12 protein-coding genes are annotated in these 10348 nt (G+C 51.4%); 8 read left to right on the top strand and 4 right to left on the bottom strand.

The genetic code is table 11. The features are described from left to right. Positions 1-148 precede the first annotated feature (148 nt). Together yedF and B3W37_RS13475 are read left to right on the top strand one after the other, a co-directional pair. Positions 149-721, top strand: coding sequence for a sulfurtransferase-like selenium metabolism protein YedF (gene yedF, locus B3W37_RS13480; protein WP_483171263.1), 573 nt, complete (start codon positions 149-151; stop codon positions 719-721). 21 nt (positions 722-742) lie between these two features. Next, positions 743-1882, top strand: coding sequence for an aminotransferase class V-fold PLP-dependent enzyme (locus tag B3W37_RS13475; protein WP_483171264.1), 1140 nt, complete (start codon positions 743-745; stop codon positions 1880-1882). 1 nt (position 1883) lies between these two features. On the opposite strand, the gene B3W37_RS13470 is transcribed toward B3W37_RS13475, so the two are convergent. Further along, positions 1884-2630 carry a ParA family protein gene (locus B3W37_RS13470; protein ID WP_483171265.1) on the bottom strand — a complete coding sequence of 249 codons (747 nt, stop codon included), beginning with the start codon at positions 2628-2630 and terminating at the stop codon, positions 1884-1886. Between the two features lie 211 nt (positions 2631-2841). Beyond that, on the bottom strand, positions 2842-3462 hold the full coding sequence (locus tag B3W37_RS13465; protein WP_483171266.1) for an acetate uptake transporter family protein: 621 nt from the start codon (positions 3460-3462) through the stop codon (positions 2842-2844). Between the two features lie 867 nt (positions 3463-4329). Between B3W37_RS13465 and B3W37_RS13460 the strand changes: the two genes are divergently transcribed. The 4 genes from B3W37_RS13460 (at position 4330) to B3W37_RS13445 (ending at position 6856) form a co-directional block, all read left to right on the top strand. Further along, positions 4330-4530, top strand: a complete 201-nt coding sequence (locus B3W37_RS13460; RefSeq protein WP_483171267.1) for a hypothetical protein — start codon at positions 4330-4332, stop codon at positions 4528-4530. A 49-nt stretch (positions 4531-4579) separates the two neighbouring features. Then, entirely contained in the window at positions 4580-5341 is a 762-nt protein-coding gene (gene fabG, locus B3W37_RS13455) for a 3-oxoacyl-ACP reductase FabG (protein WP_483171268.1), read from the top strand. Positions 5342-5363: 22 nt separating this feature from the next. Further along, positions 5364-6236, top strand: coding sequence for a type I methionyl aminopeptidase (map, locus tag B3W37_RS13450; protein WP_483176129.1), 873 nt, complete (start codon positions 5364-5366; stop codon positions 6234-6236). A 155-nt stretch (positions 6237-6391) separates the two neighbouring features. Beyond that, complete coding sequence (locus B3W37_RS13445) at positions 6392-6856, top strand: deoxycytidylate deaminase (protein ID WP_481037692.1); 465 nt, start codon at positions 6392-6394, stop codon at positions 6854-6856. Between the two features lie 22 nt (positions 6857-6878). Here B3W37_RS13445 and B3W37_RS13440 read toward each other — a convergent pair whose 3' ends face one another. After that, positions 6879-7199: a hypothetical protein gene (locus B3W37_RS13440; protein WP_483176128.1), complete on the bottom strand. Its 321-nt coding sequence runs from the start codon at positions 7197-7199 to the stop codon at positions 6879-6881. A gap of 91 nt (positions 7200-7290) precedes the next feature. Continuing rightward, complete coding sequence (gene pdxR / locus B3W37_RS13435; RefSeq protein WP_483176127.1) at positions 7291-8781, bottom strand: MocR-like pyridoxine biosynthesis transcription factor PdxR; 1491 nt, start codon at positions 8779-8781, stop codon at positions 7291-7293. A 127-nt stretch (positions 8782-8908) separates the two neighbouring features. On the opposite strand from pdxR, the gene pdxS reads away from it, so the two are divergent. Together pdxS and pdxT are read left to right on the top strand one after the other, a co-directional pair. Further along, positions 8909-9781, top strand: coding sequence for a pyridoxal 5'-phosphate synthase lyase subunit PdxS (gene pdxS / locus B3W37_RS13430; RefSeq protein WP_483171274.1), 873 nt, complete (start codon positions 8909-8911; stop codon positions 9779-9781). Beyond that, positions 9741-10348 (top strand): pyridoxal 5'-phosphate synthase glutaminase subunit PdxT (pdxT, locus tag B3W37_RS13425; protein WP_483176126.1); only part of this gene is annotated, 608 nt, incomplete at its 3' end. The genes pdxS and pdxT, both read left to right, overlap by 41 nt.

Genomic DNA, 10348 nt, shown 5'->3' with positions numbered 1-10348 from the left:
AAAGGAACAGATCCCGGATCTGTTTCCCATTCCTTCCCAGCCCCGGGTATATGCCCCGCTAAACATAACTATTTATTATTTAAAGTATAATTGCCAATATGATATAGTAGTTTTATATACAGTCTGTTAATCGGAAAGGATGATATCGTTGCCATATACTATAGATGCCAGAGGATTAAACTGCCCGGAGCCGGTGATACTCACCAAGAGAGGGGTGGACCTGGGCGAGGAGCACATTGTGATCATGGTAAGCAATCAGGCTGCGCGGGAGAATGTCAGCAAAATGGGCATCAGCCAGGGATATGATGTGGCTGTTGAAGAAAAAGGCGGGGAATTCCATATTACCCTGAAAAAAAAGGCAGCCCCCCAGAATGCGCCCGCTGCGGCCGAAGAGGTTTCGGTTTTAGTGAAAAGCGACCTTTTTGGGAATGGCGATGCCGAGTTGGGGCAGATCCTGATGAAAAGCTTTTTATATACCCTCAACGAAACCGCGGGGATCAAATATATAATATTTATGAACCGGGGGGTTTTACTGACAGTTGCCGGGTCTCCGCTTCTGGATCATTTACAGGCTCTGGAGGAAAAAGGTATATCCATTCTGAGCTGCGGAACCTGTCTGGACTATTATAATATCAAAGAACAGCTGGCAGTGGGAGCGGTCACCAACATGTATACCGCCATGGAGATTTTGACGAGTACATCCCGGAACCTCACCCTATAAAAGAAAGGAGAGTACCTCCAATTGATATATATGGACAATGCCGCCACCAGCTTTCCTAAGCCGGAGGCGGTATACCGGGCGGTCGATTATTTTAATCGCAACCTCGGAGGCAGTCCGGGGCGGGGGAGTCACCAATCCACACTGAAAGCGGGAGCCGTCTTGCTGGAATGCCGTGAATTGCTGGCTCGCTTGTTTAATATAGCTGATGCGGCTCAAATTGCCTTCACCGCTAATATTACCGATGCCATCAACATCGGACTAAAAGGAGTACTGAGGCCGGGTGATCACATCATCACCAGCAGCATGGAACATAACGCCGTGGCCCGTCCCCTGTATGGGCTTTCCCAAGAGGGTGTGGAATGGACCAGAGTTCCCTGCAGGCCGGATGGCTCTTTGGATCCCGCCCATATTGCGCCGGCTGTCAAGGCCAATACCCGCATGATTTGCATGCTGCACGCTTCCAACCTGACCGGGACTATACTTCCGATAAAGGATGTAGGCCAAATTGCTCATCAGTATGGACTTCTTTTTATGGTTGACAGCGCTCAGACGGCGGGGGTATTGCCCATAGATGTGGAGGCCAGTCACATCGACATTCTCACCTTTACCGGCCATAAAAGCTTGTTGGGGCCTCAGGGCACCGGGGGTATTTACGTGCATCCCCGGGTGAAGCTGCGTCTGCTCAGAGAGGGCGGTACCGGGTCTGCTTCCGAATCTCTGGATCAGCCCACGATCATGCCTGACCGTTTGGAATCCGGCACCCCTAATACACCCGGTATTGCCGGTCTGGCAGCTGGTCTCGAGTTTATTTTTAAGACCGGGATGGAGAATATTCGCCGTCATGAACAAGAACTCACCGATCTTTTAATCAGGGAATTGCGGAACATACCCGGTCTCAAGATTTACGGTCCGGGTGACAGCCGGCTCATGACCGCGGTGATATCATTCAACATCGCCGGGATCGATTGCGGAGAAGTGAGTTTGCTGCTGGACCAGAATTATGGTATCATAACCCGCTCGGGAATGCACTGCGCTCCGCTGGCTCATCAGACCATAGGTACAGCCGAGCTGGGAGCCTGCAGAATAAGTCCCGGATTTTTCAATACTACGGATGAAGTTCAAAAAGTCATTGAGGCATTGCGGCACATAGCCCGGACCTGAGCTATTGGCGGGGAAAAGTTGAAGATATTTCCCTGCTGAGGCGCAGGTAATCAACGGCCCCGTTGCTGTTGGGCCGGTAGGCTAATACATCCAGTCCCCGGGCCGGGGATTCGGTGATCGAAACACTGTCCCGCACCATGGTCTGCAAAACCAATCCCGGGAAGAGCCGGTTTAGCCCGGCCAGGGTTTCTTTATTGATCTTGCGGCGGCTGAAGCGGTTGATGAAAAGACCCAGAAGAGAAAGCTGGGGGTTGAGATATTTCCTCACCGCAGCGACGGTATCTGCCAGGTGAGACAATATCTTTAGATCCAGGTACTCGGCCAAAACCGGTACCAACACTTCATCGGCTGCGGCCAGGGCATTGATATTGAGCAGGCCCAAACCCGGCGGACAGTCAATCAGCACGAAACCGTAATCAGGCGCCTCTTTAAGAGCCTGTTTCAATAAGGTTTCCCGCCCTATGGCCCCGGCCATCTCCACCTCCAATGCCGCCAGGGATCGGCTGGAGGGCATCGCGGCCACCCCGCGCACCTCTTTGAGATCACTCCAGGAGGCCTGCTTTTTGAGCAGCCGATAAGTCCCGCTTGCACCGGCGGAGATCTGCAGGGCGGCACTCAAAGAACCCAAAGGATCTGCATCCACCAGCATTACCCGGTATCCCATACTGTGTAAAGCAAAACCGATATTCAAGACGGAGGTTGTCTTGCCGCAGCCGCCTTTGGGGTTGTATATAGCCAGAACCCGCATTAGGCTCGCCTCCTTTCCCGAGTAAATTTCATTTCGGCACATAACACCGGCTATCCTGCCTGCCAAAAAGGGCAAAAAATAAGTGGGTTTTTACACCCACTTATTTAAAAACCATCGTTTCACTCGAGTACCCCGATAATCTAATCAATAAGACCTTGGGATAATTCGCTTAATTTCTCCTTATTCAGGATGAAAAAACAGCCTGAACCGATTATTGTTCGATTTTGGCTGCCGCAGGTTTGAGAAGCGGACTACCTACAGGTAGTACGACTTTCTTAAATTCTGTATTTAATACTATCGCAGCACTCATGTAGATACCGCAGATACCAGAGATCAGCAGGAAGATACCGGCGATGGGAGAATATTGAGCTTTGGGCAGCCACATGCCGTCAGTCAATGCTACCAGAGGTACTGCAACGTCCAATGCCAGGACTAGTATAGTCATAACCAGGGGTGCTCTAAAATAGGCCGGGGTCCATAGCCATAAAACGAACCATAGAGCCATCCAGGCCCATCCGTCGATTCTAGTATCAACCGCAATCCCGGTCAGCTTGGCTGAATAAACCTTGACGAAGAATTCTAATCCGCCGACCAGCATGAAGAATGCCGAGAAGAACAGGAAAATATTACCGCCGGTTGTTGCGCCCTCGGCCAATTCAATTAAACCCACTACCAACTGCACTACGAAACCACCGATAATCCAACATCCTAACAAGGGCGCCGCGGTTCCGGACACTTTGCCGGTCAATACCGCATAAAACGTAAAACATGCAACTGCTAGTGCTACCAACCCTGCAGGGGCAGGATTTGCCCAAGATGAATTACCTGACATCTAAACTCCTCCTTTTTTTCCTCTTCTTAATTTTCAGGATTCCGTTAGGCTGATTCACCTCCTTGTTACAGAAATCCAATGGGCTCTTAAGGAGTACAACTGGTTTTCCTCCCGGAAGCCCAAAACAGTTTCACCGGGTTAGGGAATAGTAGATGAATGTGGTGTCATTTGTCTCTCTGCGAACACCACGTGAAGGTACTGTCCATGAAAGGTAGTCAAGGTTGGGCAATTAATAGTGTATTTCGGCTGTGATCCCTGCTGTGTTGGCTATGACGAATACAGCATTTCCGGTTTTTCTGTGATCTCCTCTGCCTTTCCTTCCTGAAATCGAGGATTTAGTTGGAGGAAAACATATAATGCTTAGCTACGGTATATACCCTAAACCGGGTCTCACCAATACGCCTATACTAAACAGTGATTATGCTTGATTAACCTATTAATTGTATGCAATGGGTGCGAATTCTATACATAAGTGATTTTATTTTATTGGACATGTAGGGTTTTGTCAAGAACTATACCGCCCAAGGACTTGTATCATGGCTTTATTGCTATATATATGTGAGCCGGATAAAAAATATGGACAAAAATTGTGGAATAGTCTTATGCATCTTGAAGCTGCAGGGATAAAGCTGGCTGCAAGCTTCAATATTAGTGGTTAAGAGCGGAGTCTATCGGTATAATATAAGGTAGTGCATATTGGATTATATTCAAGTTTTAGGAGGATATAAAATGAGCGCGGATGTTATAAAGATAGAGGTATTCGGGGGCATAGCTCCTTCCGGAGGGTGAAGCTGTTCCTCGGGTTGTACGCCCGGGGACAGTTGTGGACCAACTGTTTCGGAATTAGCAGATAAGCTCAAGGCTGAATTGCAGCGAACCTATGGAGATAGAGTGCAGGTTGACTACATAGACACTGCCCAAACCCCGCTCAGTTCCTTCCCGCTGATATCTCACGTAGTGCAAATGGGTTACAGTTTCCCGATTACGGCCATTGATGGACAGCCCCGTATGGCTGGAGGGGTGGATATCGATCATGTTAAGAAACTGCTGGATGAAATGCAGATATAAGGTGTAATGACTTGAACCTAAAGAAAGAGGAAAAAACAGGGGAAAAGCGATGATGACGACAAGCGCCACCCTGAAAGGCTTGGTGTGTCTGATTACGGGGGCCTCCCGGGGCATTGGCAGGGCTATTGCCAGGGCTGTTTCCGGCGCCGGGGCTGCGGTAGCGGTTAACTACCATCAGTCTGAACAGGCCGCGCTGACCCTTGAAGACGAACTGATAGCCGGCGGGGCGCAGGCTATGGCCATAAAAGCAGACGTGAGCAATGGCAGACTGGTTGAGGATATGTTCTTACGGGTAGAGGATCGACTGGGACCGGTTGATCTGCTGGTCAACAATGCCGGCATTGCTTTTAAGGGCCTTCTGACCGATACCAGAGATGAGGATTGGGCACGGCTGATGGCCGTTAACCTGACCGGTCCGTTTCTATGCTCGCGCCGGGCCTTGCCGGCTATGATAAGCAAACGTTTCGGGCGCATTGTCAATATTGCCTCCATGCAAGGCGTATGCGGCGCATCATGTGAGGCTGCCTACGCTGCTTCCAAAGGCGGGCTGATCGCCTTAAGCAAGTCACTGGCATCCGAGGTGGGGCCTTCGGGTATTACCGTGAATGCCATTGCGCCAGGACCGGTCTTAACTGACATGCTGTGCCGGGATATGGATGAAGGGGAGATGGGCGACCTGCTTTCATTGCTGCCGGTGGGGCGATGGGGGCAGCCTGAAGACATCGCCCGGGCCTGCCTGTTTTTACTGTCCCCCCAGAATTCCTTTGTCAATGGAAGTGTTCTGGCTTTGGACGGAGGCTGGAAGGCTTGATAGCGTCAATGGAGGTAATAAGATGTTTTTCCGACGTATAAACAGAAATGATCCCTGCTGGTGCGGAAGTGGCAAAAAGTACAAGAAATGCCACATGGAACAAGAACAAAAATTATATGAAATGAAGTTGCGCGGCATCCCGGTACCCGGTCCCGAGATCATAAAGAAACCAGAACAGATCGAGGGCATTCGCAGGGCCGGCCAGGTCAGTAAAACCATTCTTGATCAGCTGGAGCCGCTGATCAAGCCGGGAGTCTTGACTATAGAAATCGATCGGTTCGTTCATGATCAAACCATTACCGCAGGCGGCGTACCGGCGACTTTGAATTATAAAGGTTTTCCCAGAAGCTGCTGCACTTCAGTGAACGAGGTGGTCTGCCATGGTATTCCGCAAGATTACGCTTTAAAAGAGGGGGACATTGTAAATGTTGATGTCACCACTATTGTGGATGGTTTCTATGGTGATATCAGCCGTATGTACTTTGTCGGGGAGCCTTCCCCGCAAGCGCGCCAGCTGGTTGAGGTAACCCGGGAATGCCTTAATCTGGGTATAGAGCAGGTTAAACCCTGGAACCGCACCGGAGACATTGGGTATGCTATCGAACAACACGCCAAGAAATTCGGTTATTCGGTAGTGCGCGATTATGGCGGCCATGGCATCGGATTGGGATTTCACGAGGATCCTTTTGTGCCTCATTACGGCGGCCGCAACCGGGGCATGGTGTTGGTGCCCAACATGGTTTTTACCGTCGAACCCATGATAAATGCCGGGGACTACCGCTGTCGGGTGCTGGATGACGGATGGACTGCAGTTACTGCGGACGGTTCCCTGTCTGCACAATGGGAACACACCGTAAGGGTTACGGAAACCGGGGTAGAAGTTTTGACCGCTTAAGTGCGGTTCTTGTTGTCCGGTTTGATGAAAGGCTGCCGGCTCCGGGAGGGTTCTTGAAAGGGTCTAACTGGGGCCGGGAAAGCGTAAGTATTAAATGAAGATACCAATAGAGGCAGTTGGCGGCCATGATAAAGCCGACTAGGGGGAGGGTTGAAATGAAGCCCAGACCGAGTAAGACCGATTACTATCTCAACATCGCTCTCGATGTCGCATCCCGGGGCACCTGCCTACGCAGGAATTACGGAGCGGTAATAGTCAAAGACGATGCGATCGTTTCTACCGGGTATAGCGGAGCAGCGCGGGGTTTACCCAATTGCTGTGACCTGGGGGTTTGTGAACGGGAAGCCCGGAATGTCCCCCAGGGGGAGCGCTATGAACTATGCCGCAGTGTCCATGCGGAAATGAACGCCATAATCAATGCGGGAAGGGAGAAGACCATGGGGGCCACCCTTTATCTGGCCGGATATGACGTGAAAAGCGGGGAAGTCTTGGACGCGGACCCCTGCTTCTTGTGCAAAAGAATTATTTTAAACGCCGGTATTTATAAAGTCATCTGCCGCAGCGGGGATGGCACCTCCTGGGGGATAGTCCCAGAAGGGCACCCCAGCTACCATCAATAAAAGTGGCCTTCCTGATCATACATCAGGAACGGGTAGCTTTATAAACGCTTTGCAACTGGGCTAAAGCGCTTTCATAGGTTACGAACCAGGGCTTGCGCATCATGGCGATGGTCAGCCGCTGGGCTGTGGAGTCGTGTTGCACCCGGGCCATAAAATCCAATTTCGACTTTCCTTTTTTGCTTCTCAGTACGACATGCCAGACTGAATCAGCCGCCTCGGGAACGTGCCAGGTTTGGATTTCATAGCCGTTTTCCCGGGCATATGCGCTTATGCGCCGGCGCATGATGGCTTTCATAGCTGCCAGGCGCTTGCGGCTGACATGATCAAACACCTTTCTACTCATCTCTTCATCATCCTTCATTTTATTTCTATCCATTATATTCCTGAAGAGACAGATATGTTCACCAGATGCCCAGTGAAGTTCACCAAACACCTCACAGCAGCGGGCTGTAACGTTGACGCGGGTCAATGCCGGGGTTGGGTGACATTTTCAACTGGCGGGCGATAATGGGTATGCCCTGGCTTATATCCTGTGCCGATAAAGCCGCAAAACTGAGCCGGAAGAAGCTGCTGTCACTGTTGTCGGGGTAAAAGTGGCTCCCCGGGGCGATCACCGCCTGATTGGCCAGGCAGGCTTCATAGAGCCGATTAGAGGATAGACCCGGCCGGCCTTGCACCCAGATGCAAAGACCGCCTTCAGGCTCCTGAAAGGTAACCCCGGGGGGAAAACTGCGCCGCATGGACTCTAAAATATGGCGGTAACGCTCCAGGTAGCATTTTTTCATATAGTCCAAATGAGTTTTCCACAAGCCCTGACGCAGATACAGGTCAAAGGCCCGCTGCAACAAACCGGAAGTGGATATATCCGCGATGTGCTTGGCCGCCATCAACTGCGGCAGCAAATGCCGGGGCGCCAGCATAAAAGCCAGGCGCAATCCGGGCATAAGTATTTTTGAGAAGCTCTTGATATAAATCACCCGGTCGTCTTCATCCTGTTCTTTTAGAGCTCGTCGTTCCCGCCCGTCATAGGATAGTTCCGTAAAAGAATCGTCTTCAATCAAAACCACATTCCAGCGGCGGCAAATATCTAACAGGGCTGCCTGCTTTTGAGGGCTGTAACAGATGCCGGTTGGATTCTGGAAGTTGGTCATAACATACATCAGCTTGGGGTGATGTATACGTAGCTGCTTTTCTAAAGCCTCCAGGTCGATGCCGTCAGCCTGGAGGGGAATGGCCTGAATCTGAGCGCCCCTGGAACGGAAAGAAGCCAGTGCCCCCGTATAGGTGGGGCTTTCAGTGAATATCCGGTCCCCCGGAACGATCAGGGAGCGGGCGATGATGTCGATGCCCTGCTGCGCCCCAGATATGACCTGTATAGCTTCGGCATCGTAGTTTATGCCTCTTTGAGACAGATAGGCGGCCACACTGCAGCGCAGCGGGTAGTAGCCCTGACTTTCCTGATACCCGAAAGCTTCACCGCGATCCCGGTTCAACACCTGATTTATTATGGATTGAAAGTCATCAACCGGAAACAGTTCTGCGTCCGGGGTAAGGGTGGCGAAATTGACGGCCTCCGGCGGTACCGGCACCTGCCAGTTGTCGGGGACGTCAGGGGTAAACTCCGGAGGGACGGCTGTGCCAGGGGGTGCAGAAATGGTCTGGGCGGCCTCTGCGGGATAAGAAACAAAAGTACCCTTGCCCACCCGGGCTATTACCAGTCCTTCTCTTTCCAGACAGCGAAAGGCCTGTACCACCGTTACCGTATTAACCCCCAGCCGGGACGCCAGGCTGCGGATAGGGGGCAGTTTTTGGCCGTTCTCCAGCTGCCCCGACAATATGGTATTTTTAATCTGCAGGTAAAGCTGCTGGTACAATGGCAGGGGATGGTCGCGCTGTAATTGTATCGATACATAGGGGTCAAACACGGATAATCACCTCGTTGACACTGAATTAACGGTGTGCAATAATATATTCGTTATAAACTATAATCGATAATTGTATCGATACATACAGTATAACATATGATATAAGACATACAAGGGAGGAACCAAAATGGAGGAAAGATACAGCCTCAACAAGAACCTGGCTCAAATGCTTAAAGGCGGAGTCATCATGGACGTAACCAATGTAGAACAGGCACTGATAGCCGAGAAGGCAGGCGCCGTCGCGGTTATGGCCCTGGAAAGAGTGCCGGCCGATATCCGCAAACAGGGCGGCGTTGCCCGCATGTCTGATCCTACCATGATAAAGCAGATAAAAGCAGCCGTAACCATACCGGTGATGGCCAAGGTAAGAATCGGCCACTTTGTGGAAGCGCAGATTCTGGAGGCCATCGGCATTGACTATATAGATGAGAGCGAAGTCTTAACCCCGGCTGACGATATGTTTCATATCGACAAACGGAGCTTTAAGATTCCCTTTGTGTGCGGAGCCAGAAATCTGGGCGAAGCCCTGCGGCGCATTGGCGAAGGCGCCGCTATGATTCGTACCAAAGGTGAAGCCGGAACCGGAAACGTAGTTGAAGCGGTGCGCCATATGCGCCAGATCATGGCTGAAATCAGGCAGGTGCAAATGCTCCCCAGCGAAGAGCGCATGACCTTTGCCAAAGAGATCGGCGCTCCTTTTGACCTGGTGGAATATGTCGCGGAACGTAAGAAACTGCCGGTAGTCAATTTTGCGGCAGGCGGAATCGCAACTCCGGCGGATGCCGCCTTGATGATGCAGTTAGGCTGCGACGGCATTTTTGTCGGCTCCGGCATTTTTAAATCCGAGGATCCTGCCCGCAGAGCCCAGGCTATAGTTAAAGCCACCACCTACTATAATGATCCGGCGGTATTGGCTGAGGTATCGGCCGGCTTAGGCGAAGCCATGGCTGGACTAGAGATTGATAAACTGCAAGATCAATATGCACAGCGGGGATGGTAAGATGAGCACTATTGGAGTGCTATCGTTACAGGGAGCGGTGGCCGAACACCTGGAATGCCTGAACAGCCTCGGCAATGTGCGGGGTTTGGCGGTTAATACCAGGGCACAGCTGGAAAGAGTAGATGCTTTAATCATGCCGGGCGGAGAGAGCACCACCATGGGCAAGCTGCTTATGGAGTATGACTTGAAGCAGCCCCTTCAGGACCGCATCAAAGAGGGTATGCCGGTGTGGGGCACCTGCGCGGGTATGATACTTTTAGCCAATCAGATTGTGAATCAGGACTGGACTTATTTGAATGTGCTGGATGTAGCCGTGCGCCGCAACGCTTATGGCAGCCAGCTGGACAGTTTCGAGACCCGGGCGGTAGTGGACCAAGTGTCCCCTGAGCCTTTTCCGCTGGTTTTTATCAGAGCCCCGTATATCGAACAAGTTGGGCCTGAGGTCGAAGTCCTGCTGCGTCTGGAAGGCCATGTTGTGGCGGTAAAACAGCAAAACATCCTGGCTACTGCTTTTCATCCTGAACTCACCGGCGATTTGCGCTTTCATCAATTCTTTGCCAATATGCT

Source organism: Syntrophomonas sp. UBA5494 (assembly GCF_002426325.1).
The sequence above is the reverse complement of the archived record's forward strand: the minus strand, read 5'-3'. Positions and strand labels throughout refer to the sequence as shown.

Bases quoted from the DNA above. Each gene is read 5' to 3' on its own strand.
- B3W37_RS13470 (WP_483171265.1), bottom strand. From the start codon at position 2,630: ATGCGGGTTCTGGCTATATACAACCCCAAAGGCGGCTGCGGCAAGACA.
- B3W37_RS13465 (WP_483171266.1), bottom strand. From the start codon at position 3,462: ATGTCAGGTAATTCATCTTGGGCAAATCCTGCCCCTGCAGGGTTGGTA.
- fabG (WP_483171268.1), top strand. From the start codon at position 4,580: ATGATGACGACAAGCGCCACCCTGAAAGGCTTGGTGTGTCTGATTACG.
- map (WP_483176129.1), top strand. From the start codon at position 5,364: ATGTTTTTCCGACGTATAAACAGAAATGATCCCTGCTGGTGCGGAAGT.
- B3W37_RS13445 (WP_481037692.1), top strand. From the start codon at position 6,392: ATGAAGCCCAGACCGAGTAAGACCGATTACTATCTCAACATCGCTCTC.
- B3W37_RS13440 (WP_483176128.1), bottom strand. From the start codon at position 7,199: ATGAGTAGAAAGGTGTTTGATCATGTCAGCCGCAAGCGCCTGGCAGCT.
- pdxS (WP_483171274.1), top strand. From the start codon at position 8,909: ATGGAGGAAAGATACAGCCTCAACAAGAACCTGGCTCAAATGCTTAAA.